We start from the raw sequence: 26751 nt of genomic DNA on the forward strand, positions 1-26751 counted from the left end.
AGCGGGTTCAGTCGACGGCGACCAGCGCCGCGTCGTAACGGGTGCCCTGCGCGGCGAGCCAGCGACGGTTGCTCTCGAAGCCGGTCATCGCGCGCAGGCCATCGACGCGCTGCTGCCACAGGGCGCGCTGGGCGTCGAGCGACAGCCCGGGCTGCACCAGTGCGGCATCGATCGCGGCCAGTTCGTCGTCCATCTGCCCGGCCAGCACGGCCGCGGTGGCGCTGGACACGCGCTCGTCGCGCGCGAACGCCAGCAGCGATTCCAGGCGCGCGGACTCGGCCTGGAGCTGCGCGAGTGCGTCGTCGGCGGGCTGCGCGTTCGGGGCGATGCGGTCGGCGCTGCGATCGGCGCTTGCCGGGGACGCAGGCGACGGCGGGGTCGCCTCGCGGCCGGGCGGCTGCAGTCGCCAGGGCAGGGCGATGGCCAGCATCAGGACCGCGGCGCTCGCCAGCCACAGCGGCCAGCGTGGCCGTCGGCGGGCGTCGAGTCGCGCCGTCACCGCCTGCCAGCCGCCGGGCGGCGGCGCCTCGGGCGGCAACGCGGCGAAGGCCTGCGCCCAGTCGCGCACGGGATGCGGATCGGAAGGACGTTCAGGCATGGGCGGATTCCTCCATCAGCCTGGGATCGGGTTCGAGCAGGGCGCGCAGGCGGCGGGTGCCGCGTGCGAGCTGGGATTTCGAGAAACTCGTGGTGCGTTCCATCAGTGCCGCGATCTCCTCGTGGGTGTAGCCCTCGGCGTGGTACAGCCACAGCACGCTGCGGGTGGTGGGGTGCAGGACCGCCAGCGCACGCTGCAGCGCGGCGGCGTCGGCCGCGGCGGGCGGCGGCGGGGCGCGGTCGTCCTCGCGCTCGTCCAGCAACGGGTCGTGGGCCTCGGGCTGCTGCTTCGCCTTGCGCAGCCGCATCAGCGCCTCGTTGACCGCGATCTGCCGCAGCCAGCCCCAGAACGGGCTGTCGCCGCGGAAATGGCCGATCCGGTCGATCACCTTGAGCATCGTGTCCTGCAGCACTTCGGACGCCTCCTCGCGGTCGCCGCAGATCCGCAGCGCCAGCGTGTACACCGGCCGCTCGAACCAGCGGTAGACCTGTTCGAACGCCGCCCGCTCGCCGGCGCGCGCGCGGTCCAGCAGCGCCCGGGGCACCTCGATGGCGAAGCTCGACGATGGCCGGGGTTCTGGCGGCATTCCCAAGTGTGGATGCGGGGGCGGGGCGGATGGTCGCAGCCAGGTCACATCCGGCCTCCGCGCCGGGTCCGGGACCTATACTCGGATCCACATCTGAAGGAGGGGGTTCCCATGGGCGGAGGCATGTTCCTGACCGCGGTACTGCTGGTGGCGGGCATCATCATCCTGTTCAAGACCGTGCGCATGGTCCCGCAGGGCTACGAGTGGACGGTCGAGCGCTTCGGCAAGTACACGCACACCATGGGGCCGGGCCTGCACTTCCTGGTTCCGGTGGTCTACGGGGTGGGACGCAAGGTCAACATGATGGAGCAGGTGCTGGACGTGCCCAGCCAGGAAGTCATCACCAAGGACAACGCGGTGGTGAAGGTCGATGGCGTGGTGTTCTTCCAGGTGCTGGATGCGGCCAAGGCGGCGTACGAGGTGTCGAACCTCGAGGTGGCCTCGATCGCGCTGGTGCAGACCAACATCCGGACCGTGATCGGTTCGATGGACCTGGACGAGTCGCTGTCCAACCGCGAGACGATCAACGCGCAGTTGCTCAACGTGGTCGACCAGGCGACCAACCCCTGGGGCATCAAGGTCACCCGGATCGAGATCCGCGACATCCAGCCGCCGCGCGACCTGGTCGACTCGATGGCGCGGCAGATGAAGGCCGAGCGCGAACGGCGCGCGGTGATCCTGGAGGCAGAAGGCCATCGCCAGTCGGCGATCCTGCGCGCGGAAGGCGAGAAGCAGGCCGCGATCCTGGAGGCCGAAGGCGAGAAGGAAGCCGCGTTCCGCGAGGCGGAGGCGCGCGAACGCCTGGCCGAAGCGGAGGCCAAGGCGACCCAGATGGTGTCCGACGCGATCGCGCAGGGCGACGTGCAGGCGATCAACTACTTCGTCGCGCAGAAGTACGTCGAGGCGTTCGAGAAGCTGGCCACGGCGCCGAACCAGAAATTCGTGCTGATGCCGATGGAGGCCAGCGGCCTGATCGGCTCGATCGGTGGCATTGCCGAGCTGGCGCGGCAGGCGCTGGGCAACCCGCAACCGGCGGCGCGCGACGGCAATCCGCCGCCGCCGTCACGCGCCAGCTTCCCGACCGGAGGCTGAGCCATGGACCTGCGCTGGGACGTGGTGGCATGGGGTGCGGTCGCGCTGCTGCTGTTCGCGGCCGAGGCACTGGTCCCAGGCGCCTTCATGCTGTGGATGGGTTTCGCCGCCGTGGTCGTGTTCCTCGGCGTGCTGCTGGTTCCCGGGATTCCGCTGCTGGCGCAGGTGACGGCCTTCATCGTGCTCAGCTTCGTGTCGATCCAGGTCTACCGCAAGTTCGTGCGCGGCAGCGGGCGCGAACGCGAGAGCGACCACCCCCACCTCAACCGGCGCGCGTTCCAGCACGTGGGCCGGGTGGTGGCGCTGGAGCAGGGCATCGTCGCCGGTCGTGGCCGGGTCAAGATCGGCGATGCCTTCTGGGTGGTGCAGGGCCCGGACCTGCCCACCGGCACACCGGTGCGCGTGGTCGGCACCGACGGGATCGTGCTCCAGGTCGAGGGCGCGGCCTGATCGCGTCCGTGCCTGGGCGCTGGCTGCAGGCGTTGAGCGCGGTCGCACGACGACCCGGTGATGGCCAGCGTGATCGTGCCTGGCCGACACCCGCGCGGCACCGGTCCGCGATTGTGTAACAGGCGCCGCGGTCGCTAGCGTTGCCCGCATGGGACACGACCACCACGGCCACGCGCACGAACACGCCAGCGCCGCGAGCATCCGCCACGAGAAGCCGCTGTGGTGGGCGCTGGCGCTGATCGCCGCGTTCGCGGGCGTCGAGGTGGTGGCCGCCTTCGCCACCAACAGCCTGGCGCTGCTGTCGGACGCGGTGCACATGGTCACCGATGCGTTCGCGCTCGGCGTGGCCCTCGTTGCGGTGCGGCTCGGCCGGCGCCCGCCCGATGCGCGGCGCAGTTTCGGCTACGTGCGCGCCGAGGCGATGGGCGCACTGCTCAACGGCCTGCTGCTGCTGGTGCTGTCGGGCTACATCCTGTGGGAAGCGGTGCACCGGTTCCTGCAGCCGCCCGCGGTGGCGTCGCTGGGCATGCTGGTGGTGGGCGTGGCGGGGCTGCTGGTGAACCTGGTCGCGATGCAGCTGCTCAAGGCCGGCAGCGACGAGAGCCTGAACGTCAAGGGCGCCTACCTCGAGGTCTGGGCGGACATGCTCGGTTCGGTCGGTGTGATCGTCGGCGCGCTGGTGATCCAGGTCACCGGCTGGCGCCTGGTCGATCCCCTGATCGCGGTCGCGCTCGGGCTGTGGGTGCTGCCGCGCGCGATCGCGCTCGTGCGCCAGGCCGGCAACGTGCTGATGATGGGGGTGCCCGACGGGATCGAACTGACGCAGGTGCGCGCCGCACTCGCCGAACTGCCGGGCGTGGACGATGTGCACGACCTGCACGTGTGGTCGCTGGCCTCGCGCCAGGCCGCGATGAGCGCGCATCTGGTGGTCGACGGAAGCGTCGACGCGCGCGCGCTGCGTCATGTCGCCGGCGAAGTCCTGGCCCACCGCTTCGGCATCGGCCACGCCACCCTGCAGGTGGAGGGCCAGGGCTGCCATGGCCCCGACTGCGGTGCGGGACGGCTGCAGGCGGGGGCGCACCACCACTGAGCGCGGCGCGCGGAATCGTCGCGTGGGGTGATCTGGGATAATCCGCGCATCGCCCTGACGGACCTGCGCCATGACCCGCAAGACCATCCTCAACGACAGCCATCGCGCGCTCGGCGCGCGCATGGTCGACTTCGGCGGCTGGGACATGCCGATCCACTACGGTTCGCAGATCGAGGAGCATCACCAGGTGCGGCGCGACGCGGGCATGTTCGACGTCAGCCACATGACCGTGGTCGACCTGCAGGGCGCGCAGGCGCGCGACTTCCTGCGCCGGCTGCTGGCGAACTCGGTCGACAGGCTCAAGCGCCCGGGCAAGGCGCTCTACACCTGCATGCTGAACGAGCGCGGCGGGGTGATCGACGATCTGATCGTCTACTTCCGCGGCGACGAGGCGTACCGCCTGGTGGTCAACGCCGCCACCCGCGAGAAGGACCTGGCCTGGATCACGGAACAGGCCACGCCATTCGCGGTCGAGGTGCGCGAGCGCCCCGAGCTGTCGATGATCGCGGTCCAGGGGCCGGCCGCGCGCGAGCGGGTGCTGGGCCTGCTCGACGAGGGGGACGCGGCGAAGGTCGCCGGCGTGGGCAAGTTCGCCGCGGTCGAACTGGCGGGCATGCCGTTCGGCGACCTGTTCGTCGCCCGTACCGGCTACACCGGCGAGGACGGCTTCGAACTGGTCGCGTCCGAGTCCGGCGCGGTCGCGCTGTGGGACGCGCTGCTGCGCGCGGGGGTGAAGCCCGCCGGCCTCGGCGCGCGCGACACCCTGCGCCTGGAAGCGGGGATGGCCCTGTACGGCCAGGACATGGACGAGACCGTCACGCCCTACGAGGCCGCACTGGGCTGGACCGTCTCGCTCGACGCGGACCGCGCGTTCAACGGACGCGAGGTGCTGGAGGCGCAGCAGCGCGATGGTGCGCCGCGACAGATGATCGGCCTGGTGATGGAGGACAAGGGCGTGCTCCGTCACGGCCAGCCGGTGCGCACCACGCCCGGCGACGGCGAGATCCTCTCGGGCACGTTCTCGCCCACGCTCGGCAAGGCGATCGCCTTCGCGCGGGTGCCGGCCGGCGACCTGTCGGACGGGGTGCGCGTGGACATCCGCGGGCGCGAGGTTCCGGTCCGGGTGGTGAAGTTCCCCTTCGTCCGCGACGGCAAGCCTGCCTGACCGCGCGATCCTTTCGCGGGCGCTTGCGGCGCGCCGCCCGTGCTTCGCTACACTAGCCGCACCTTCCCCAGAACCCGCACGATCCGGAGACCAGCATGAGCGAGATCCCTGGCGACCTGAAGTTCATGAAGTCACACGAATGGGCCCGCGTCGAAGGCGACGGCAAGGTCACCATCGGCATTTCCGACCACGCCCAGGGGCTGCTCGGCGACCTGGTCTACGTCGAACTGCCCGCCGTCGGCGACAGCATCGAGGCGGGCAACGCCTGTGCGGTGGTGGAGTCGGTCAAGGCCGCGTCCGACGTGTACGCCCCGGTTTCGGGCACCGTCACCTCGGTCAACGCCGCGCTCGCCGACAAGCCCGAGACGATCAACGAGGACGCCTACGGCGAGGGCTGGCTGTTCGTGGTCGAGACCAGCGAGCCGGACCAGCTCAACGAGCTGCTCGATCCGGACGACTACGCCGACCTGCTCGAGGAAGACGAGCACTGATCCGCCTGCGGCGGACGCGATGCGTCCGCCGCCTGTCGTGGATGGCGCGACGCCCGTCCACGACCTCCGCCCGCATCCTGCCGGCGCGACTCCCCAGCTTCGATTCCACCTCCGCCGACGCGTGCCGAACACGTCCGCGTGCAGCGTCGACGACCTGCTTCGATGCCTCGTGCGGGCACGTCCGCGGCATGCGCGCGGGCGGAAAAGTTTGCGCACTTTCCGCGCAATCGGGTTTGTGCGGCGCGCGAAAGCGGCCTGGCGTCAAGCCCGGGTGACGACCGGAAACGAGGTCCGCGCACGCGTCGCGCGGGCATGCCGACACGGTGTCCTCGAGGCGCCGTCGACGATGCGCGCGTGCGATTGATTTTCAAAACACGCTTGTTTTCCGCGCTTTGATCGAACGCGACGCGACGGCACCGGACGCACGCGGTGCGCAGCGATGCGCCGCGCGCGGCAACTCTCGCGTTGCGTTCGGGTCGGGACGTCGACGCCGGCCCGCAAATTTTTTCGCGGCGGGTGTTGACAGTTGAAAAAACCGTGATTAGGTTTCGCCCCAACAGACGGTTGCCACAGAATCGAGTGAGTCAGCACACGACGAAAACGCGCAGCAAACAAAAGACCTCCGCCCCGGACTTCTACAAGGTGGATGCAGGCACCGTCTCCGCTGCGAAAACCACAGACCTCCAGATCCGACACCTGCGACGCTCCGGGCCGCAGGTGTTTTCGTATCACCGGGACCGCGAATCCCCGATCGCGTCGTCCCTGCCGAATCCGTTCCAGCGCGCGTCGCGCGCCGGCGGTTGTGTGCGGGTCCGATACCCGCGCGCTGCTTGAACTGGGCAGTTGTAGAGCAAGTCCACTGACGAGGAGAGCCATCCCATGGCCGCGAAGAAAGCTGCGAAGAAGAAGGTCGCCAAGAAGGCGACCAGGAAACCTGCGAAGAAGGCCGCCACCAAGAAGGTCGCCAAGAAGAAGGTCGCCAAGAAGAAGGTAGCCAAGAAGGCTGCCGCCAGGAAGACCGCGAAGAAGGCGACCAAGAAGACCGCCAAGCGTCCTGCGAAGAAGGCCGCGAAGAAGAAGGTCGCGAAGAAGGCTGCCAAGAAGACCACCAAGAAGGCTGCCAAGAAGAAGGTCGCGAAGAAGAAGGTCGCCAAGAAGACTGCCAAGCGTCCTGCGAAGAAGGCCGCGAAGAAGTCCGCCAAGAAGGCGACCAAGAAGACCGCGAAGAAGTCGGCCACCAAGAAGCCGGCGCGCAAGGCAACCAAGAAGAAGGCCAAGAAGGCCAGCAAGCGGGGTTCGGCCGTGGCGATGCCGCCGATGCCGACGCCGCTCATCTAAGACAACCCGATTCGCCGTAAACCGAGGCTCCTTCTCCGCACGCCCAGGCGGAGAGGGAGTTTTTTTATGGGGCCCGCGGGCCCGGCGCGGTGGCGCGGCGACCGCCGACGCGTCCCTTCCGGCATCCGGGGCCGGGCGCGCGCATCAGGTCACTGGTTCAGGACAGCAGGACCGCAGGACCGATGCCATCGCGCGCGTGTCGTCGGCGCGGGGCAGGACTGCCGGATGATGCTCGCCGCCTACTGCGGTTGCGCGTCGGCTTCGCCGGACTGCGGTCCGCCGGTCGACGGCGAAGCAGCGTCGTCGGACGCGTAGAGGCTCTCGAGGTTCGGGTCGACGTCCAGCCACTGGTGCGACGGCAACCCGATCGCCCGATCGAGGATCGTCGGCAGCATGCCCGACGGCAGCGAACTGTTGCTGTTCCACAGCACCACCACGCCGAGGTCGCGCTCGGGCAGCATCGCCATCAGGCCGCGATAGCCCTGTACGGCGCCGCCGTGGAAGACCAGGCGGTGCCCCGAATAGTCGTAGATGCGCCAGCCCAGGCCGTAGCCGGCGGCGTTGAGGCGCTGGCGCCGCCAGGAGGCGCCACGGATCTCGCCGGGCGTGCCCACGATCGGCGACTGCAGCGTCGCCAGCAGCGGCGCCGGGAGCACGTCCGGACGACGGCCGCCCTGCGCGAGCAGCCACTGCGCCATGTCGCTGATGCTGGCGTTGACACCCGCCGCCGGCGCCAGGCGATAGTAGGTGGGCTTGGGCATCACCGACTTCCAGCCGCCGCCGGCTCGCACGTGCGGCCTGGCCCAGCGGGCGCTGGCGGTGATGCCGTCGAGGCCGAGGCTGGCGTCGTTCATGCCCAGCGGCTTGAAGATGCGCCGCGTCACCGCTTCGCTGTAGAACTGACCGCTGGCGGCGAACACCACGTCGCCGACCAGGCTGAAAGCCACGTTCTGGTAGCCGTAGCACTGGCCGGGCGCGCACGCCATCGGCGCGGCCGCGAAGCGCTGCACCAGGCTGTGGTACTCGGCATTGGCCTCGATGTCGCGGTCGTAGGTATGGTGGCGCAGCCCCACGCGGTGGCTGAGTACGTCGGCGACGGTCAGGCGCTGCGCCGCCGCGGGATCGGCGAAGCTCAGGCTCGGCATGAAGTCGGCCACCCGGCTGTCCCAGCGCAGCGCGCCTTCGGACACCAGCATCCCGGTCAGGGTGCCGGCGAAGGATTTCGAGAGCGAAGCCAGGCGGAACACGGTGTGGGCGTCGACCGGTTCGGCATGCGAGACGTCGGTGATGCCGTAGCCGCGCGCGCTGAGCACCTTGCCGTCGTGCACGATCGCCATCGCCAGGCCCGGCACGCGCTGGTTGGCGACCAGGTCCTGGGCCATCGCCTCGAACACGCGCACGTCGAAGCCCTCGGCCAGCGGCATGCGCGGAATCTCGGCCGGCAGCGGGACGGGGCGGTCGGACGGCGTCGCCGGGATGATCGGTACGGGTGTCACATCCGCCGCGGCGGCGGCGTCCCGGTTCCAGGCCAACGGAGTCTGGGCAGTACTCGACAGCGTGATCGCGGACAGCATCCCGACCAGCAATGCGCGCCCGAGGCGTGGGCGGCGGGGTCGATGGAGGTTCGCTTTCATCGGGACTGCCCCCTGCGTATGCTCTCGCTGCAGGCGATCATAGGCGCCTGCTTCTTGAATTGCATGAACAAGGGGAGGAATCACGGTGAGTGGATTGATTCTGCTGGTGATCGTGATCGGCATCGTCGTGCTGCTCGGCGGCTGGGCGATCGGCATCTACAACGGTCTGGTGACCGCCCGCAACGCGTTCAAGAACGCCTTCGCGCAGATCGACGTGCAGCTGCAGCGACGTTTCGACCTGATTCCGAACCTGGTCGAGACCGCCAAGGGCTACCTCTCGCACGAGCGCGGCACGCTGGAGGCGGTGACCGCGGCCCGGACCGCCGCCCAGTCGGGGCTCGCGGCGGCCAAGGCCAGCCCGGGCGACCCGGCGGCGATGGCCGAACTGTCGCAGGCGCAGGGCGCGCTCAATGGCGCGCTGGGACGGCTGATGGTGGTGGTCGAGGCCTACCCCGACCTCAAGGCCAACCAGAACATGATGCAGCTCACCGAAGAGCTGACCAGCACCGAGAACAAGGTCGCGTTCGCGCGCCAGGCCTACAACGACTCGGTGATGACCTACAACAACAAGCGCGAGGTGTTCCCCTCGAGCGTGGTCGCCGGCATGTTCAACTTCGCCCCGGCCGCGCTGCTGGAGATCCCGGCCGACACGCCGGAAGTGCGCGAAGCGCCGAAGGTGCAGTTCTGAGGCGCCGTGGTTCGCGATGACCGGCCTGCGGCGGTCGTGACCCGCGCGGGGCTGCCGGCTCGAAGGGGCCGCCGCGGTCGCGGTCCGGCCGCACCCGGGGGGCGGGCCGAGCGGCGCACCCGCGCACCGCACCCGTGTCACGCACCCACGTCAGCACAACCGCACGACGCGACGGTCCGATGAACTTCTTCGAACGCCAGGCTCGGGCGAAGCGCAACACCACCCGGCTGGTGGTGCTGTTCGCGCTGGCGGTGGCCGGCATCGTGGTGGCGATCGACCTCGGCGTACTGCTGGTGTTCGGCGGCGATCCGGCACTGCTGGTGGCCTCGACCCTGCTCGCGCTGGGCGTGATCGGGATCGGCTCGCTGTACCGGACCGCCTCGCTGCGCGGCGGCGGCGAACCGGTGGCGCAGCAGCTCGGCGGCGTGCCGGTGCCGGAGGACACCACCGACCTGCACCTGCGCCGGCTGCGCAACGTGGTCGAGGAGATGTCGATCGCCTCGGGCGTTCCGGTGCCCAGGATCTACGTGCTCGAACACGAACCTGGCATCAATGCCTTCGCCGCGGGCTATTCGCCCTCCGACGCGGTGATCGCCGTGACCCGTGGCGCGCTGGACCGGCTCAACCGCGACGAACTGCAGGGCGTGGTCGCGCACGAGTACAGCCACATTCTCAACGGCGACATGCGGCTGAACATCCGCCTGATCGGAGTGCTGTTCGGGATCCTCATGCTCGGGCTGATCGGGCGCAAGATCCTGCAGCACGGCGGCGCCGTGCGCGGCCGCGACGCGATGCCGGTGCTGCTCGGCGCGCTGCTCGCGCTGGCGGTGGGCTACATCGGCCTGTTCTTCGGACGCATGATCAAGGCCAGCGTCAGCCGCAGCCGCGAGGTGCTCGCCGATGCCTCCGCGGTGCAGTTCACGCGCCAGACCGCGGGCCTGGCGGGCGCGCTGAAGAAGATCGGCGGCCTGCACGACGGCTCGCGCCTGGGCGAACGCGCCGAGGCCGAGGAAGTGAGCCACATGCTGTTCGGCGACGGGACCGGACTCAGCGGACTGTTCGCGACCCACCCGCCGCTGCTCAAGCGGATCCAGGCGCTGGAGCCGGGCTTCAGGGCGGAGGGGCTGGAGCGCCTGAAGGCGCAATGGCTGGCTGCGCCGCCGAGCGGACTCGACGAGGACCTGCAGCTGGGGCTTGCGTCCGCCGGCCACGCGGCGCTGCCCGACACGTCGATGCGGATCGACGTGACCGCACCGATGGTCGCGTCCCAGGTCGGCGATCCGAAGGAAGACGACTACCGCCGCGCGGATACGATCGTGGCCACGCTCCCGCAGGAACTGCGCACGCTCGCGTCGCGCCGCGACGGCGCCGCGCCGCTGCTGCTGGCGCTGCTGCTGACCGACGACGATGTCGTGGCCGATCGCCAGCGCAGCGAGATCATCGCGCGCATGGGCCTGCCCGCCGCGGTCGAAGCGCGTCGCCTGCGCGACGAGGCCCTGCGCGGCCTGCACCCAATGCTGCGCCTGCCGCTGGCGGGGCTGGCGTTCCCGGCCCTGCGCCTGCGGCCGCGACCGGAGCTGGCGACCTTCCTCGACACCGTGCACGCGGTGGTGCATGCCGACGGCCAGGTTTCGCTGTTCGAATACTGTCTGGGGCGGCTGCTGGAAGTGCAGCTGCGCGAAACCCTGGATCCGGCCCGCTATGCGCGTTTCGGGCGCCGCAAGCCGGGCAACGTGCGCCAGGAATTCGCGACCCTGCTGGCGGTGGTCGCACATTGCGGCAATCCGTCCGATCCGGACCAGGCGCGCCGCGCCTACCTGGCCGGCATGCAGCGCGTGCTGCCGCGCGACCACCTGCCCTATGCCCCGCCTGCCGAAGGCGTGCTGGCGCTCGATGCGGTGTGGGAACCGCTCGATGCGCTCGATCCGCTGGCCAAGGAACTGGCGGTGGAGGCGATCACCGACGCGGTCTCGCACGATGGCCGCGTGTCGGTGGCCGAGGCCGAACTGCTGCGTACGATCTGCGGGGTGCTGCACTGCCCGCTGCCGCCGATGCTGGAGCGCGGCTGAGGTCCGCCAGGTCCCGCGTGCGGCTGCAGCGTGGCGAAGGCAGCGGACGGCACGCCCGCGCCGCTGCGTTCCGCGCCTATCACGTTGACGCGGCTTCGACGTGGACGACCGCGTTGGGCGCACGCCGGCTTGCCGCCGGCGGAGTGTCCCGCGCGTCAGTCGACGCCGGTCTGGGTCGCGTCGACCTTGCCAGGGCTGTAGACGATCTCCACCACGTGTGCGGCATGGTCGTCCTTCAGCGCGATGACGAAGCCTTCCTGCTCGACGCCGTCCACCACCAGTCCGCGGGGCCGACTGCCTGACGGCTGCTGCAGGACGCGGATGCGGTACACCGTGTCGCCGTAGCGGTAGCGCAGGGCGTATTCCGGCCAGCCTGCGGGAATGCAGGGCGCGATCCGCAACGTGTCGCCCCGACGCTGCAGGCCGAGCAGGGACTCGACGATCAGGCGGTACATCCACCCGGCCGATCCGGTGTACCAGCTCCATCCGCCGCGACCCACGTGTGGCGCCACCGCGTAGACGTCGGCGGCGACCACGTAGGGCTCGACCTTGTACACAGCGACCGCCCCGGCATCGCGCGCATGGTTCACCGGGTTGATCATGCCCAGCAGTTCCCAGGCCTTCGCGCTGTCGCCCTGGTGGGCGAAGGCCATCGTCGCCCAGATCGCGGCGTGGGTGTACTGGCCCCCGTTCTCGCGCACGCCGGGCACGTAGCCGCGGATGTAGCCGGGATCCTGCGCGGTGGTGTCGAACGGCGGGTCGAGCAGCTGGATCAGCCGGGCGTCGCGGCGCACCAGGTGTTTGTCCAGCGAGGCCAGCGCCTGTCGCGTGCGGTCGGGCGCGCCCGCGCCCGAGAGCACCGACCAGCTCTGCGCGATCGAGTCGATGTTGCACTCGTCGCTCTCGGTCGACCCCAGCGGCGCGCCGTTGTCGAACCAGGCGCGCCGGTACCAGGCGCCGTCCCAGGCATGGGTCTCGAGGTTCTGGCGCAGGCGCTCCGCGGCCTCCAGGCAGAGTTCGGCGAAGGCATGGTCGTTGCGCGCACGCGCGAGCGGGCTGAACCGCCCGAGCGCGTCGTACAGGAAGAAGCCCAGCCACACGCTCTCGCCCTGGCCGCGTTCGCCGACCCGGTTCATGCCGTCGTTCCAGTCGCCGGTGGCGATCAGCGGCAGGCCGCGTTCGCCCAGCAGGCGCAGCCCACGCTGCAGCGAACGCACGCAATGCCGGTACAGGTTCTCGCTCAGCCCCGAACGCGTGGGCAGATCGTAGTACGACTCCTCGTCGGGGTTGACCTGCCGACCCTCGATATACGGCACCCGCTCGTCGAGTACGCCGGCGTCGCCGGTGACCTCGACGTAGCGCGCCGCCGCCACCGGCAGCCACAGGTAGTCGTCGGAGCAGCGGGTGCGCACGCCGCGGTCGAGCGGCGGATGCCACCAGTGCAGCACGTCGCCTTCCGGGAACTGGTGCGCCGCGCTGCGCAGCAGGTGGGTCCGCGCCCGGTCCGGCTGCGCATGCAGCATCGCCATGGTGTCCTGCAGCTGGTCGCGGAACCCGAACGCACCGCCGGACTGGTAGTAGCCGCTGCGCGCGAGGTAGCGGCAGGCGATGGTCTGGTACAGCAGCCAGCCGTTGGCCAGCACGTCCACGGCCGGATCCGGCGTCTCCACGCGGACCGCACCCAGCGTGCGCAGCCAGTGGATGCGCAAGGCGTCGAGCGCATCGTGCGCAGCCCCGGAGCCGCGCGTGCGCCGGGCCAGCGCGACGGCCTCGCCCCAGTTCGCGCCCATGCCGAGCCGGAACACGGTCTCGGTCTCCTCGCCGCGATCAAGCACGACCGGCACCTGGATCGCCGCGCACGGATCCAGTCCCGCACCGAGCTTGCCGGACAGGCGTTCGCGCAGCAGGGCGGCCGGCGCCTGCAGGCTGCCGTTGCGGCCGAGGAATTCGGTCCGGTCGGCGGTGAAGCTGCGGCGGTCGTCGCCACCGCCGGGCGTGTCGGCATCGAAGAACGCGACCCGGTGCGCGAATTCGGTGTTGTACGTGTTGCGGGCGGTGAGCACGCCGCTGTCGCCATCGACCTCGCTGATCACGTGCATCTGGCTCTTGGCGCGCAGGTCGCCCAGGATCCACTCGACGTAACCGGTGGCCGACAGCCGGCGCGGGCGGCCGGAGCGGTTGCGCAGGCGCAGCACGCTGTACTTCACCGCGGCCTCGAGGTCGACGTAGACCCACAGCTCGCTGGCGATGCCGTCCTCGACGTGTTCGAACACGCTGTAGCCGAAGCCGTGCCGCGTGCGGTAGCTGCCTTCGCCGCGCACCGGCAGCGGCATCGGCGACCAGACCTTGCCGGTGTCCTCGTCGCGCAGGTAGAACGCCTCGCCGCTGGCATCGCCCACCGGATCGTTGTGCCAGGGCGTGAGCCGGAACTCGTGCGCGTTCTCGGCCCAGGTGTAGCCGGGCGTGCTGTCGCTGACCACGCAGCCGAACCCGGCATTGGCCAGCACGTTCGACCACGGCGCGGGCGTCACCTGGCCGGGGACGAGGTCGATGATGTACTCGCGCCCGTCGGCGGAGAACGCGCCCATGCCGTTGTCGAGGATGCGCTCGTCCGACACGGCATCGAACGGCCAGGGATCGACCTCGTCCGATGGGGGCGGCGGCGTATCCGGATCGGCCTCGACGATGGCGGCCTCCTGCTGCAGCGGAGTGGGGACGAAGAGGGGAACCGGCGGCGCCGCCGTGGTCTTGCGCCCGACCTGCTCCGCCAGCGGTCCATTGGCGTCGGTGACGATCACCCGCGCGACCGACTGCAGCAGGATCCGGTCCTCGTGCGAAAGCTGCTGCGCCGGTCGCACGAAGATGCCGCCGGGGCGATCGATCACGTTCGCCTCCACGCCGGCGGCCACCAGGCCCATGATCTGGTCCTGCAGCTGCTGGCGATAGCCGGCCTGGTCCTCGTTCCAGATCACCAGGTCGACCGCGAGCCCCTTGAGGCGCCAGTACGCGTGCGCCTGCACCATCTGCCGCACCAGTTCGATGTTGGCGGCGTCGGCGATCCGCACCAGGGCGATCGGATGGTCGCCCGAGATCGCCTGGCCCCACAGCCCGGATTGGCCGCGACGGTTCTGCAGCAGCACGGCATGGTCGGCGCGCAGGGCCGGATGGGCGAAGACCATCAACCCCGCCAGCTGTTCGTACAGCTGCGCATCGGCCTCGCTGGCATTGATCTGGCGACGCACCACCTGGCTGTGGGTCCAGGCCAGGTCGAACACGCGGTCGGCGAGGCGGCGATCGCGATACTTGTCGATCAGCGCGTCGCAGGCGCCGCGTTCGGTGCCCACGCCGGTGACCATGTCGATGGTCGCGCTGCGTCCCGGCGGCAGGGTGATCCGGCACCGGATCGCGACCACCGGATCGAGTACCGAGCCAGAGGCGTTCGACAGCGCCTCGTCCCGGGTCAGCGCCTGCGGGGCGAGCAGGGTGTTGCCGCGGCCCACGAAGCGCGCACGGTCGGTCTCGTACGAGAGCGCCTCGACATCGGCCTCGTGCACCGCCAGCAGGTGGAACATCCACGGCGGCACCTCGTCGTGCCCGCGGGGACGGCGGGTGCAGACGATCGCCTGCTTCGCCTGCACCAGCTCGGTCTGCACGAACAGGTTGCTGAAGGCAGGATGCAGTTCGTCGGAAATCGCCGGCGCCAGCACCACCTCGGCGTAGGTGGTGACCTCGATCGTCCGCGCGGCGCGGCCGCGGTTGGTGATGCGCAGCCGCCGCAGCTCGATGTCGTCCTCGGGCGAGACCGCGATCTCGGTGTGGGTCTCGAAGCCGTGCTTGCGCCCGCGGAACTCGGCCTTTGCGTCGGAGAAGATCGCCTCGTAGCCGCCGACCGGGGTCGTCGTGGGCTGGTAGGCGGTCGACCAGAACCCGCCGCTCTCCACGTCGCGCAGGAAGCAGAACTGGCCCCAGTGGTCGCGGGTGCCGTCCTCGCGCCAGCGCGTCACCGCCATGTCGCCGTAGCGGCTGTAGCCACCGCCGGCACCGGTCAGCATCACGTGGTAGCGGCCGTTGGACAGCATCTGGATCGCCGGGCGCGCGGTGTCGGGGGTGCGGAACACGCGCAGCTGCGCGCCTTCCACGTCGCCCACCGGCGCTGCCGCGGCCACCTCGGCCGAGTGCGGGTGGAACACGCCGGTGCGCGGGATGCGTTCCTGCAGCAGCAGCAGGGTGGCCTGGAACTCCGGATCCTCGACGAAGCGCCGCTGCATCGGCTGGTCGCGCAGCAGGTAACCCAGCGCCAGCAGCCCCATGCCCTGGTGGTGGACCATGAACGAGCGGATCACCGCGTGGTTCTGGCCGCGTGGCAGGCGCGCCGGGGTGTAGTCGATCGCCTCGTACAGTCCGAACCGTCCGCCGAAGCCGGCCTGCGACAACCGTTCCAGGTTCCGGCACGCGGCCTCGGGCGCGACCATCAGCGCCATCATGCTGGCGTAGGGCGCGATCACCAGGTCCTGCGCCAGCCCGCGCTTGAGGCCGAGGCCGGGCACGCCGAACGCGCGGTACTGGTAGTTCATCCGCGCGTCGACGACGTTGTAGCCGGATTCGGAGATGCCCCAGGGCACGTTGCGCTGGCGGCCGTACTCGATCTGGCGTTCCACCGAATGCTTCGCGGTCTGGTCGAGCAGGGTGCCCTCGTAGCTGGGCATCACCAGCTGCGGCATGAGGTACTCGAACATCGAGCCGCTCCACGACAGCAGCGTCGGCGCGCCGTCGACTTCGGTCAGCAGCCGGCCGAGCGCGAACCAGCTTTCCTGCGGCAGCTGGCCTTGGGCGATGGCGACGAAGTTCGCCAGTCGCGCCTCCGAGGCCAGCAGATCGTAGTAGCCGGCGTCGAGGCGCTGCTCGTCGACGCTGTACCCGATCGACAGCAGGCGACGTGCGCGGTCGTAGAGGAAGCGATGGTCCATCATCGCGCACTGGCCGGCGATATGGGCCAGGTGCTCGAGCTCCTTGATGCGTGCGCGTGCCGCGTCGCGTGCGGAGGAATCTTTCGGATCCGCAGGTGGTGGGCCCGAGGCCACCTCGCGCAGCGTTGGAATGCGGACGGACGCGACACGGTCGGGTGCGTGGGAGGCCGACACCGGGGACCGCGACGCGAAGCGCTGCAGTTCCTCGCGCGCGGCGACGCATTGTGCGGCGAAGGCATGCGCCCAGTGCGCGGTCTCGCCCGATTCCGCGTCGTGCCCGGCCGCCAGGTCGGCCGCCTGGGTTTCGAGGTCGGCGAGCACGCGCCAGGCGTCTTCAAGGGTCCGCGGTGGCTCGTTGCACGCGGCCGGTAGCGCGATTGCGATGGCCCGCATCGCATCGCTGGCCGGATCCGGCTGCGCGGCTTCCACCACCAGGCCGAACGTGTCCGACAGGCCGCGGAACGTGCAGGGAGACAGGATCGGCGCGTCGCGCAGGCCCAGCAACCCCTGGCGCAAGGTCAGCAGGTGCCCGGCGAGATTGCCGCTGTCGACCGCGGAGATGTAGTGCGGCGGCAGCGGTTCGAGCGTCTGCGTGTCGTACCAGTTGTAGAAGTGTCCGCGATGGCGCGGCAGCGTTTCCAGCGTGCGCAGGGCGTTGGCGGTGCGCTCGATCATGCCGCCCATCGGCAGGTAGCCGAAATCGTAGGCCGCCAGGTCGGCCAGCAGCGACAGGCCGATGTTGGTCGGCGAGGTGCGCCGGGCGACCACGAGGGTCGGGTGTTCCTGCACGTTGTCCGGCGGCAGCCAGTGGTCGTCGGCGGTGACGTGGGCTTCGAAGAACGCCCAGGTGCGTCGCGCCAGGCGTCCGAGGAACCGGACCTGCGATTCGTCGAGGTTGGAACGCTGCCGCGGCCGCGGCCTGCCCAGCCACCACATCAGCGCCGGTGAGGCGGCCCAGAGCAGCAGCAACGGCGCCGCCACCCACAGTGCCGCGGGCTGCATGCGCAGCAGCAGCACGGTGGTGGCGAACGCCAGCGCAGGCGCGAACCACATCGTGCGCAGTGCGCCGGCCAGGGAGTCGCCCAGCGTGCGCTCGACCTCGCTCGACGGACTCCACTGCAGCAGCCGTCGCCGGCTGATGACCATGCGCCACAGCGTGCGCGCGATCGCGTCGAGGCTGAACCAGGCCTCGTAGGGCAGGCACGCCAGGGTCAGCGGCGCGTGCGCGAAGTTGCGTCCGGTCGAGACACTCGCCTGGCGCAGGTGCGCCGCGAGCGGCAGGTCCGCCGGACGGTTGAACAGGTCCACCAGCGAGGCCACCAGCGGCGGCAGGAACACGATCGTCAGCAGCCACAATGTCCAGCCCACGGGATCGGCCGCACGCGTCCAGCCCAGGACCAGCAGGGCGGTGAGCGACGCGGGAAACAGGCTGCGTCGCAGGTTGTCGAGCAGCTTGCCGCGCGAGAGCATCGACAGCGGGTTGCGCTCGCGCGTCTTCGCGCGCGGCGCGCCGGCTGCGGCAGGTTGCACGGGCACGCGCGGCAGCAGCCAGGGCAGCAGCTGCCAGTCGCCGCGGATCCAGCGATGCCGGCGCTTGACGTCCAGCGCGTAGCGCGCCGGATAGTCCTCGTACAGCTGCACGTCGCTGACCAGTCCGGCGCGGGCATAGCAGCCTTCGAGCAGGTCGTGGCTGAGGATGCGGTTCTCCGGCATCCGGCCGGCGAGGGCGTGTTCGAAGGCATCGACGTCGTAGATGCCCTTGCCGACGAACGAGCCCTCGCCGAACAGATCCTGGTACACGTCCGACACCGCGCGCGTGTAGGGATCGATGCCCGGCTCGCTGCCGTACAGGCTGGCATAGCGCGAGCGGCGCTGTCCGCTCATGCTGATGCCCACCCGCGGCTGCAGCACGCCGTAGCCACGGGTGACGATCCGGCGCCGCGGGTCGAATCGCGCGCGGTTGATCGGATGGGCAAGGGTGCCGATCAGCTCGCGCGCGGCGTCGCGCGGCAGCTGGGTATCGGTGTCGAGCGTGATCACGTAGCGCACGCGCGCCAGCGCCGCGGTATTGCCCGCGATGCGGAGGAAGGCATCGCGCGCGCCGCCCCGCAGGAACGCGTTCAGCGCGGTGAGCTTGCCGCGCTTGCGCTCGAATCCCATCCACACCCGCTCGCGCGGATTCCAGGTGCGCGGACGGTGGAACAGGAAGAACCGGTCGCCGTGCTCGGGCGCATAGCGGGCATTGAGCACGTCGATCTCGCGCTGGGCCCGGTCCAGCAGCGCCTCGTCGCCCGGCAGCTGCGCCTCGGCGGCATCGAAGAAGTCAGTGAGCAGCGCGAAATGCACGTTGGGGTCGCGGTTGGCCAGGAAACGCACTTCCAGGCCTTCCACCAGCGCGGCGATGCCATGGTCGCTGCCGAACATGGTCGGCACCACCACCAGCGTGCGCATGTCGGTCGGCACGCCTTCGGCGTAGTCCAGGCGCGGAAGTGCGTCGGGCCGCATGAGGAAGGTCGCGGCCCGGTTCACCAGCGCCACGCCGAGCTCGCTGAAGGCGATCACGCACAGCGCGAGCGCCAGCCACAGCCATCCGGGCCGGTCTGCCGGCAGGGCCTCGTGCAGGGTCGCCCACGTGAACAGCGCCACCACCAGCGCGCCCGGCGCCGTATAGGCCAGCAAGGGCACGCGTCGCGCGGTCTTGCGCACGGTCCGGGTCACCCCGCGCAGCGACAGCGCATCTTCCAGCTCGCGACGTCCGTCGTCGATCAGGTAATAGCCGACATGCGCGGGCAGCGCGTCGCTGCCGGCATGCGCCTGCGCCAGCTGCAGCACCCGGGTGGCGACCTCGATCTCGGCCAGGCCGCCGCGGCGGGCGATGATCTCCACGGTCTGGCGGTAGTTGTCGCGGGTGGCGAAATCCATGCTGCCGTAGGTGCCGGACGGGTCCTGCCGCAGGAGGGTGTCGACCATGCTCATGGTCTCGACGAACTCGCGCCAGTCCATCATCGCCAGGAACCGGAGGCTGCCGATGCTGTTGCTGATCGAGACCTGGGCCGAGGCCTGCTGCTGGTTCTCGGCCTGGACCATCTGTTCGATGTTCTGCCCGGCATCGGCCAGCCACTGTTCCACCCAGGTCAGCGGCAGCGCGAGCGCGGAGCTCCTGCCCTGCAGTCGCCGGGCGAACTCGGCGACGAAGGAACTGCTCGCCGGCGGCTTGGAGCGCACCATGTCCGCGATCACCAGCACCAGGTGCTTGGGGTCGGATTCGGCGGTTTCGATCAGCCCGTCGGCCCAGGCGTCGGCCTGGTTGCGGTCGATGCGGTCGTCGATGATGCGGGTGCCGATGCGGCGCAGGTTCTCGATCAGCGCCAGGCGCAGCATGATCGGGATCGCCCACAGCTCGCCGAGCTTGAGCGGGGTGACCGCCTGGTAGGCGCTGACGAAACGGCTCAGGCCCTCGGCATCGACCCGTCCGTCGCCGTGCGAGATGGCATTGAGCGCGATGTCGTAGACGCGCGGCAGGCCGGCGGAGGATCCGTGCTCGAGTTGCGGCAGTTCCCGGCTGTAGCCTTTGGGCAGGTGGCGGCGGGCGAGCGCGATCTGTTCCTCGACCAGGTAGATGTTGTCCAGCAGCCACTCGCCCGCGGGGGTCAGCGCGCGCCCGGCGTGGACCGCCTCGGTCAGCAGGGTGCAGGCCTGGTCGAGCACCTTCTGGTTGTCGCTGAGCCGCGCCAGCAGCAGTTCCGGGCCCGGCTTGGGCTTGAGCGCGTGGGATTTCGCCAGTGCGCGCCCGTGCGTTTCCATCTGCTCGGCGCTGAACAGTTGCGCCCGCAGCGGGGGCTCGGGCACCGGGGCGCGGGGGCGCGAGGCCAGGCGGTGCCCAAGCCTCCGGAGCCGTCGTCTGTTCGTACGAAGCCAGCGCATCGGTCAGTCCACCTGGGAGTCGTTGCGCATCGCAGCATGGTAGTGCACGGCTGCGCGACAGCCGTGAAAGCACCCCCGTCCCGACCGGGTGGTCCGGATGGAACGCGCTGCGTCCGACTCGCCCGATTTGCGGGCCACGAACCTGGCGGCGGAGGCGGTCACCGGGCGGACTCGCCCGATGACCGGGTCCCGCAGGGCGAGGCGGAACTGCCGCGCGACCTGTGGCGTGCTGTCGGGTCCGCTGCCGGCGCTGCGCGAGCGCGCCTGCGCGCGGTGCGCTCGAGGCCGGGATGCGAGCTTGGAACGACGTGATCGCCACGCCTCGCCAGCCATGGCGAAGGTCGCAGTGACGTCGCCGGGCCGATCCCCGATCATCGGCGCTCCGGCCACTCCCCCGCTGCCATGCCCGATCCCGAACCCCGCCCGCGCGCATCGCTGGCCACGACCGGCGTGGCCTTCGTGCTCGTCTGGTGCACGGGCTACATCGCCGGCACGCTGATGGTCGCGCATGCCGCGCCGCTGACGGCCCTGGTCTGGCGCTTCGGGCTGGCGGCGCTGGCCTTCGGCGTGCTCGCGACCCTGGCGCGTGCGGAGTGGGGCGATGGTCCGGCACGCGTGCACAGCGCGATCACCGGCGTGCTGATGCTGGCCCTGCAGTTCGGCGGGGTCTACCTCGCCTTCGCGTGGGGCGCGGGCGCGGGCGTGGCGGCGCTGGTGATCGGCACCATGCCGTTGCTGGTCGCGGCGCTGGCGGTGGCCGGCGGCGACGAGCGCCTGCGCGCATCGCAATGGGCCGGAATGGCGCTCGGCCTGGCGGGCGTGGCCCTGGTGGTCGCCGACCGGATCGATGGACACACCCCCTGGCCGGCCTGGCTGGCGCTGCTGGCCGGCCTGGTCGGCATCAGCGTCGGCACGCTGTACCAGAAGCGGCACGCCTCGCGGATCGACCTGCGCGCCGGGCTCGCGCTGCAGAACGCCGCGGCGACGCTGCTGCTGCTGCCCGGGGCCTGGTGGCTGGAAGGCCTGCGCTACGCACACGCGGCGGAGTTCTACCTGCCGATGTTGTGGACGGTCGTGGTCAACTCGCTGGGCGGCTTCGCGCTGCTGTTCGTGCTCATCCGGCGCGGTGCCGCGACCGGCGTCGCCGCCCTGTTCTTCCTGATGCCGCCGGTGACCGCGGTGTTCGCCGTCTGGATCCTCGGCGAGCATTTCACCGCGCTGAAGGCCGCCGGGTTCGCGTTGGCCGCGCTGGGCGTGTGGCTGGCGACGCGACAGGCGCGCGTGCCGGCTTGATCATGGGCCGCGGCGGACCGGGTCCGCCGCGCGCTCGGCGATTCTGATCGTAGACGCGTTGGTGTTGCCGCGTGGCAGGGAGTAGTGGCCGAAGAGCGACCACGCGCAGGCCCTCCATGCCACGCACGCGCAGCTGCGGATCGCGTGGGCGAACCGGGTGCACGGGCATTGGCGCAAGACATCGGCGTGCGACAGGCACCGGGTGCGTGCAGATGCCCGGGCGGTAGCGGGCGGCGCGACGTTCGGCTACCGTTTGCGCGGCCCCCGCCTGGACCCGCCATGAGCGACGCACCCGAGCCACACGACTCCGCGGGACGGGCCGCCCGGCTGCGCGCCGCGCTCGCCGAGTCGCCGCCGCTGCTGTGGTCGTTCCTCTACTTCTTCTGCCTGCTCAGCGGCTACTACGTGCTGCGGCCGGTGCGCGAGGCGATGGTCGCCTCCAGCGACATCGCCGCGGTGTTCCCGCAGGCGCTGGTGGCGGCCTTCGACCGGCGCGGGATCGCGCTGGGCGAATTCGTCCCGCAGTTCATCTTCACCGCGGTGTTCGTGATCATGCTGCTGCTGCAGCCGGTCTACGGGTGGCTGGTGAGCCGGTTCCCGCGGCGCGTGTTCCTGCCGGTGATCTACGGGTTCTTCATCGCCACCCTGCTCGCGTTCCACGCGATGTTCGACAGCGGCGTGGCCGGGCGCGGACTGGCGTTCGTGCTGTGGCTGACGGTGTTCAACCTGTTCGCGGTGGCCGTGTTCTGGAGCTTCATGGCCGACGTGTACACCAACGCGCAGGCGCGCCGCTACTACGGCTATATCGGCGCGGCGGGGACGATCGGGGCCTTCCTGGGGCCGGCGCTCACCGGGCTGCTGGTGCAGCGGGTGGGGATCCCGAACATGATGCTGGTCTCGTGCGCGCTGCTGGCGGTGTGCGTGGTGTGCATCCTGCGCCTGCGGCCGCACGCGGTGCTGCGCGAGCAGGCCCAGGGCCAGCGCAGCGGCGAGGTGCCCATGGGCGGAGAGGTGCTGGCGGGCCTGAAGCTGGTGGCCCGCGAGCCCCTGCTGCGCTGGCTGGCGCTGATGGTGGTGCTGGGCGTCGGGGTGGGCACCCTGCTGTACAACGAGCAGATCGCGATCGCGCGCGCCGCGTTCCAGACCGCCGAGCAGCGCACCGCGTACTTCTCGCGGATCGACCTCGCGGTCAACACGCTGACCCTGGTGGTGCAGCTGCTGGTCACGCGCGCGCTGATGTCGCGGTTCGGCATCGCGCCGGCGCTGCTGATCCCGGGCGCGGCGATCATCCTCGGCTTCTCGGTCCTGTCCGCCTCGCCGCTGCCGATCCTGATCGCGATCGTGCAGGTGGTCACGCGCGCCAGCGAGTTCTCGCTGGCCAAGCCCGCGCGCGAAACCATCTACACCCGGGTCGGCCGCGAGTGGCGCTACAAGGCCGGCGCGGCGATCGACACGGTGATCTACCGCGGCGGCGACCTGACCTTCGTCTGGGTGCACAAGGCGCTGTCGGCGTTCGGTTCGAACGTGGTCTTCGGCGCCGGCCTCGCCATCGCCTCGGCGATGACGTTCAGCGCCTGGCGGCTGCTGCGCGAGGAAGCGAAGCTGCCGTCCGAGCGGACCCAAAAGCCAATGCCCTCGAAGCGCCCATCGGCGCCCTGAATCCGCGGGTGTCCGCGCCGGGCGCGGCACGCCCGTGTAGCAATCTGCGTACCCGATGCCGATCACGTCCACCGGAAGCGGGAGCGGCATGCCACAAGGCGTCTGCGCCCACCGTAGCCCGGATAAGGCCGCAGGCCGCATCCGGGGCCGACCGCCGGAAGGCGTCAGCGCCTCAACGCAGCAAAGGTGCGGCGAACAAGATCGCCCCGAGCACGAACAGCGCGGTCAGGACATGGACCAGCGGGCGGTTCACCCGCAGCCACACCAATTGGGTCAGCGTGCGCAGGATCCAGAACCCGGACATCCCCGCCAGCAGCGCCCGTCCGAGCGCAGTGCCGGCCAGTTCGTCCGGGTAGGACAGGCACAGCAGGCCCGCGCCGAGGAAGACCCAGATCAGCTGCACGTTGGCGATCGGCAGGATCGCCCGATTCGCGACCGTGGTCGACGCCAGCGTGCGCGGCCAGCCGAACAACCGCCAGAACGCGAGATGGAAGGCGGCAAAGGCGAAGCTGTGCAGCGCGCAGAGCAGGAGCAGGGTGTCGGCATGCATCGAAGTTCTCTCCGGCGGGCGACGCCACGTTTGGCCCGTGGCCGCGGCCTCCGCGCCTAGGCGCGGGGCGTGACCGGCGAAATCCACATCGCGATGCGGGCACGCAGGACCGGCGTGCCGGACGGATCGGTGATCTCCACCGCCACCGGCAGCTCGTAGCCTGCCTCGGCCACGTGCGGCGCAAAGTCCGGCGTGGCCACGGCGCGCATGGTGCCGACCGCCTTCTTCAGGTACTCGACCTGCATCGCGCGCGGGATCCAGCGCATGCCGTCGGGCAGGCTTGCGTCGGTGGTCAGGCCGCCGATGAATTCGGCCAGGTTGCACAGCGCGATGGCGTGCACCGTGCCGAGGTGGTTGGTCACGCGGCGACGGTGGGCGATCGTGGCCACGCCGCGCCCCGGACCCAGCTCGACGATGCGGGGCGCGATGCCCGTGAAGTAGGGCGCCTTCCAGCAGACCAGGGTCGCGAACAGCCAGCGGCCGAAGGGCCTGGATTCCAGCCGCCGGTAGAGTCCGAGCACGCGCGAGGCCATCAGGCGCCGCCGATGCCGGCGATACGGTGCGGGCACCGCGTCGCCAGCGATCCGCGGCCGGCGCACATGGCGTGGATCAGGCCGCTTCGCGCCGTGCGCCCGCCGTGTCCGGCAGGTCGCGATAGCCGGCCGAGCGCAGGGCGTCGGCATCGAAATCGTCGACGGTGATCGCATCCAGCGTCATTTCGCGGAGCTCCTCGAGCTGGGCGCGTTCGTCGGCGGTGATCCAGCCCTCGCGCACGCCCTCGTCGAGCTGCGACTTGAAGTCGAGTGCCTCGATGCTGCTGTTCTTCAGCGCCTTGAGGAACTTGCGCTCCACCGGCTCGGCGGCAATCGCCCTGGCCAGGTAGCTGTCGATGCGGCCACCCGGGTTGTTGGCGGTCGGCGTCAGGAACACGCCCTGCGCCAGCCGGTCGCGGGCCTCGTTGGGCGCCATCAGCAGCGCGGCCACGCGATGGCTCAGGCGGTCGCCCGGCGGCACCGCGCGGCGGCCCCATGGAAACACCAGTACCCACATCAGCCAGCCCACGGGCCGGATCGGGAAATTCCGCAGCGCCGCCGACAGCGCCACCTCGATCCTGTGCACGCTGTCGTGGAAGGCCCAGGCCAGCAGCGGCTGGTCGGCCTGCGGCGCGCCCTCGTCGTGGTAGCGCTTGAGCATCGCGCTGGTCATGTACAGGTGGCTGAGCACATCGCCCAGGCGTCCCGACAGCGACTCCTTGAACTTGAGCTTGCCGCCGAGCATCAGCATCGACACGTCGGCCATCAGCGCCAGGTTGGCCGAGTAGCGGTCGAGCTTGCGGAAATAGCGGCGGGTGTAGTCGTCGCCCGGCGCCGCGCCGATGCGCGCGCCGGTCAGGCCGAACCACAGCGAGCGCACCGCATTGGAGATCGCGAAGCCGATGTGGCCGAACAGGTTGCGGTCGAACTCATTCACCGCCGCGGCCAGGTCGGGGTTCTGCGCCGCCTTCATCTCCTTCATCACCCACGGATGGCAGAGGATCGCGCCCTGGCCGAAGATCAGCAGGCTGCGGGTCATGATGTTGGCGCCTTCGACCGTGATCGCGATCGGCGAGGCCTGCCATGCGCGGCCGCCGATGTTGCGCGGCCCGAGGATGATGCCCTTGCCGCCGACCACGTCCATGAAGTCGCTGGCCACCTGCCGGCCCATCTCCGTGCAGTGGTACTTGGCGATCGCCGAGGGCACCGACGGCACGTCGCCGCGATCGACCGCCGCCGCCGTCGCCTGCGACAGCGCGCTGGCCGCGTAGGCCTTGCCGCCGATGCGCGCGAGCGCTTCCTCCACGCCCTCGAAACGGCCGACCGACAGACCGAACTGCTTGCGGATGCGCGCGTAAGCGCCCACGACCACGGCGGCGAACTTGGCGCCGCCGCTGGCGGTGGAGGGCAGGGTGATCGAGCGGCCCACCGCGAGGCATTCGTTGAGCATGTTCCAGCCCAGGCCGGCCTTTTCCACGCCACCGATCAGCTGGCTGAGCGGAATGAACACGCCCTCGCCGCGGATCGGACCATTCTGGAACGGCGAGTTCAGCGGGAAATGGCGGCGACCGATCTCGACGCCTTCGGTATCGCGCGGCAGCAGCGCCAGGGTGATGCCTATGTCGCGCTTCTCGCCGATCAGCCCCTCCGGGTCGTACATGCGGAAGGCCAGGCCGATCAGCGAGGCCACCGGCGCCAGGGTGATGTAGCGCTTGTTGAACGTCAGGCGCACGCCGAGCACGTTGGCGCCGTTCCATTCGCCCTTGCAGACGATGCCGTAGTCGGGGATCGACGTGGCGTCGGAGCCGGCGAACGGACCGGTCAGGCCGAAGCAGGGCACTTCCTCGCCGGCCGCCAGGCGCGGCAGGTAGTAGTCCTTCTGTTCCGGGGTGCCGTAGTGCATCAGCAGTTCGCCCGGACCGAGCGAATTCGGTACGCCGACCGTCGAGCTGACCACGCTGCTGGCCGAGGACAGCTTCTGGATCACCTTGTGGTGCGCCAGCGCGCTGAAACCCAGCCCGCCGTACTCCTTCGGGATGATCATGCCGAAGAAGCGGTTGCGCTTGATGAAGTCCCACAGTTCCGGCGGCAGGTCGGCGTGGACGTGGTTGATCTGCCACTCGTCCACCATCGTGCACAGTTCCTCGACCGGCCCGTCGAGGAAGGCCTGCTCTTCGGCCGTGAGCTGCGGCCTGGGGTATGCCAGCAGGGTGTTCCAGTCCGGGTCGCCGGTAAACAGTTCGCCTTCGAAGCCGACCGACCCGGTTTCCAGCGCGATGCGCTCGGTCTGCGACAGCGGCGGCAGCACCTTGCGGAAGAACTTCAGCAGTGGCGTGGTCACCAGCGGCTTGCGCACGAAGGGCAGCAGCAGCGTGGCCGCGATCGCGGCCACGAGCACCGCCGCGACGATCGTGGCGACCGGGCTGGCGCCCAGGAACCAGCAGGCCACCAAAAGGGTGGCGCTGATCGCCACCCAGACGGCCAGGCGCAGCCGGTGGTAGGCGGCGAACGCACCGGCGAGCAGCACGGCGAGGAAGGGAATCACGACGCTCATCACGATGTCTCCAGCTCGATGGTGGCCCCACGCCCGGGAACGGGTCGCGACGAGCCTTGACCGTACGGTC

General features: G+C 70.4%; 17 protein-coding genes. 10 read left to right on the forward strand and 7 right to left on the reverse strand.

The features are described 5' to 3' along the window. Nucleotides 1-7: 7 nt before the first annotated feature. Together QFW81_RS12045 and QFW81_RS12050 are read right to left on the reverse strand one after the other, a co-directional pair. Nucleotides 8-598, reverse strand: coding sequence for a hypothetical protein (locus QFW81_RS12045; RefSeq protein WP_280579041.1), 591 nt, complete (start codon nt 596-598; stop codon nt 8-10). Next, a complete protein-coding gene (locus tag QFW81_RS12050) occupies nt 591-1184 on the reverse strand; it encodes an RNA polymerase sigma factor (RefSeq protein ID WP_280579043.1) in 594 nt (197 codons plus the stop codon). The genes QFW81_RS12045 and QFW81_RS12050 overlap by 8 nt, the downstream gene beginning before the upstream one ends. Before the next feature lie 111 nt (nt 1185-1295). Here QFW81_RS12050 and QFW81_RS12055 point away from each other — a divergent pair, with 111 nt between their 5' ends. The 6 genes from QFW81_RS12055 to QFW81_RS12080 all read left to right on the forward strand — a co-directional run bounded on the left by QFW81_RS12055 (nt 1296) and on the right by QFW81_RS12080 (nt 6810). Next, nucleotides 1296-2276: an SPFH domain-containing protein gene (locus QFW81_RS12055; protein ID WP_280579044.1), complete on the forward strand. Its 981-nt coding sequence runs from the start codon at nt 1296-1298 to the stop codon at nt 2274-2276. Between the two features lie 9 nt (nt 2277-2285). Further along, nucleotides 2286-2726: an NfeD family protein gene (locus tag QFW81_RS12060; RefSeq protein ID WP_280579422.1), complete on the forward strand. Its 441-nt coding sequence runs from the start codon at nt 2286-2288 to the stop codon at nt 2724-2726. 148 nt (nt 2727-2874) lie between these two features. Beyond that, nucleotides 2875-3816: a cation diffusion facilitator family transporter gene (locus QFW81_RS12065; RefSeq protein WP_280579045.1), complete on the forward strand. Its 942-nt coding sequence runs from the start codon at nt 2875-2877 to the stop codon at nt 3814-3816. A gap of 70 nt (nt 3817-3886) precedes the next feature. Continuing rightward, entirely contained in the window at nt 3887-4981 is a 1095-nt protein-coding gene (gene gcvT, locus QFW81_RS12070) for a glycine cleavage system aminomethyltransferase GcvT (protein WP_280579046.1), read from the forward strand. A 95-nt stretch (nt 4982-5076) separates the two neighbouring features. Further along, nucleotides 5077-5472, forward strand: coding sequence for a glycine cleavage system protein GcvH (gcvH, locus tag QFW81_RS12075; protein ID WP_280579048.1), 396 nt, complete (start codon nt 5077-5079; stop codon nt 5470-5472). A gap of 879 nt (nt 5473-6351) precedes the next feature. Further along, nucleotides 6352-6810: a hypothetical protein gene (locus QFW81_RS12080; RefSeq protein WP_280579449.1), complete on the forward strand. Its 459-nt coding sequence runs from the start codon at nt 6352-6354 to the stop codon at nt 6808-6810. Nucleotides 6811-7049: 239 nt separating this feature from the next. Here QFW81_RS12080 and QFW81_RS12085 read toward each other — a convergent pair whose 3' ends face one another. Further along, nucleotides 7050-8444, reverse strand: a complete 1395-nt coding sequence (locus tag QFW81_RS12085) for a serine hydrolase domain-containing protein (RefSeq protein WP_331488082.1) — start codon at nt 8442-8444, stop codon at nt 7050-7052. A gap of 85 nt (nt 8445-8529) precedes the next feature. Here QFW81_RS12085 and QFW81_RS12090 point away from each other — a divergent pair, with 85 nt between their 5' ends. After that, complete coding sequence (locus QFW81_RS12090) at nt 8530-9132, forward strand: LemA family protein (RefSeq protein WP_280579050.1); 603 nt, start codon at nt 8530-8532, stop codon at nt 9130-9132. A gap of 179 nt (nt 9133-9311) precedes the next feature. After that, complete coding sequence (locus QFW81_RS12095) at nt 9312-11201, forward strand: M48 family metallopeptidase (protein ID WP_280579051.1); 1890 nt, start codon at nt 9312-9314, stop codon at nt 11199-11201. 155 nt (nt 11202-11356) lie between these two features. Here the strand turns inward: QFW81_RS12095 and QFW81_RS12100 are convergent, their stop codons facing one another. Then, nucleotides 11357-20092: a GH36-type glycosyl hydrolase domain-containing protein gene (locus QFW81_RS12100; RefSeq protein WP_425604031.1), complete on the reverse strand. Its 8736-nt coding sequence runs from the start codon at nt 20090-20092 to the stop codon at nt 11357-11359. 402 nt (nt 20093-20494) lie between these two features. Here QFW81_RS12100 and QFW81_RS12105 point away from each other — a divergent pair, with 402 nt between their 5' ends. Further along, nucleotides 20495-21385, forward strand: a complete 891-nt coding sequence (locus QFW81_RS12105; protein WP_280579052.1) for a DMT family transporter — start codon at nt 20495-20497, stop codon at nt 21383-21385. A gap of 279 nt (nt 21386-21664) precedes the next feature. Next, nucleotides 21665-23044: an NTP/NDP exchange transporter gene (locus tag QFW81_RS12110; RefSeq protein WP_280579053.1), complete on the forward strand. Its 1380-nt coding sequence runs from the start codon at nt 21665-21667 to the stop codon at nt 23042-23044. Between the two features lie 172 nt (nt 23045-23216). Here the strand turns inward: QFW81_RS12110 and QFW81_RS12115 are convergent, their stop codons facing one another. The 3 genes from QFW81_RS12115 to QFW81_RS12125 form a co-directional block, all read right to left on the reverse strand. Next, nucleotides 23217-23594 (reverse strand): hypothetical protein, encoded by a 378-nt coding sequence (locus QFW81_RS12115; RefSeq protein WP_280579056.1) that lies wholly within the window; start codon nt 23592-23594, stop codon nt 23217-23219. A 56-nt stretch (nt 23595-23650) separates the two neighbouring features. Beyond that, a complete protein-coding gene (locus tag QFW81_RS12120; protein ID WP_280579059.1) occupies nt 23651-24127 on the reverse strand; it encodes a hotdog fold domain-containing protein in 477 nt (158 codons plus the stop codon). Between the two features lie 76 nt (nt 24128-24203). Beyond that, nucleotides 24204-26681 carry an acyl-CoA dehydrogenase gene (locus QFW81_RS12125; RefSeq protein ID WP_280579062.1) on the reverse strand — a complete coding sequence of 826 codons (2478 nt, stop codon included), beginning with the start codon at nt 26679-26681 and terminating at the stop codon, nt 24204-24206. Nucleotides 26682-26751: the final 70 nt, after the last annotated feature.

The sequence above is a fragment of the Luteimonas kalidii genome (genome assembly GCF_029887935.1).
Taxonomy (GTDB): domain Bacteria; phylum Pseudomonadota; class Gammaproteobacteria; order Xanthomonadales; family Xanthomonadaceae; genus Luteimonas; species Luteimonas kalidii.

Excerpts from the sequence above, each read along its gene's own strand:
- QFW81_RS12045 (WP_280579041.1), bottom strand. The coding sequence starts at position 598 with ATGCCTGAACGTCCTTCCGATCCGCATCCCGTGCGCGACTGGGCGCAG.
- QFW81_RS12050 (WP_280579043.1), bottom strand. The coding sequence starts at position 1,184 with ATGCCGCCAGAACCCCGGCCATCGTCGAGCTTCGCCATCGAGGTGCCC.
- QFW81_RS12055 (WP_280579044.1), top strand. The coding sequence starts at position 1,296 with ATGGGCGGAGGCATGTTCCTGACCGCGGTACTGCTGGTGGCGGGCATC.
- QFW81_RS12065 (WP_280579045.1), top strand. The coding sequence starts at position 2,875 with ATGGGACACGACCACCACGGCCACGCGCACGAACACGCCAGCGCCGCG.
- gcvT (WP_280579046.1), top strand. The coding sequence starts at position 3,887 with ATGACCCGCAAGACCATCCTCAACGACAGCCATCGCGCGCTCGGCGCG.
- gcvH (WP_280579048.1), top strand. The coding sequence starts at position 5,077 with ATGAGCGAGATCCCTGGCGACCTGAAGTTCATGAAGTCACACGAATGG.
- QFW81_RS12080 (WP_280579449.1), top strand. The coding sequence starts at position 6,352 with ATGGCCGCGAAGAAAGCTGCGAAGAAGAAGGTCGCCAAGAAGGCGACC.
- QFW81_RS12085 (WP_331488082.1), bottom strand. The coding sequence starts at position 8,444 with ATGAAAGCGAACCTCCATCGACCCCGCCGCCCACGCCTCGGGCGCGCA.
- QFW81_RS12095 (WP_280579051.1), top strand. The coding sequence starts at position 9,312 with ATGAACTTCTTCGAACGCCAGGCTCGGGCGAAGCGCAACACCACCCGG.
- QFW81_RS12100 (WP_425604031.1), bottom strand. The coding sequence starts at position 20,092 with ATGCGCTGGCTTCGTACGAACAGACGACGGCTCCGGAGGCTTGGGCAC.
- QFW81_RS12105 (WP_280579052.1), top strand. The coding sequence starts at position 20,495 with ATGCCCGATCCCGAACCCCGCCCGCGCGCATCGCTGGCCACGACCGGC.
- QFW81_RS12110 (WP_280579053.1), top strand. The coding sequence starts at position 21,665 with ATGAGCGACGCACCCGAGCCACACGACTCCGCGGGACGGGCCGCCCGG.
- QFW81_RS12115 (WP_280579056.1), bottom strand. The coding sequence starts at position 23,594 with ATGCATGCCGACACCCTGCTCCTGCTCTGCGCGCTGCACAGCTTCGCC.
- QFW81_RS12120 (WP_280579059.1), bottom strand. The coding sequence starts at position 24,127 with ATGGCCTCGCGCGTGCTCGGACTCTACCGGCGGCTGGAATCCAGGCCC.
- QFW81_RS12125 (WP_280579062.1), bottom strand. The coding sequence starts at position 26,681 with ATGAGCGTCGTGATTCCCTTCCTCGCCGTGCTGCTCGCCGGTGCGTTC.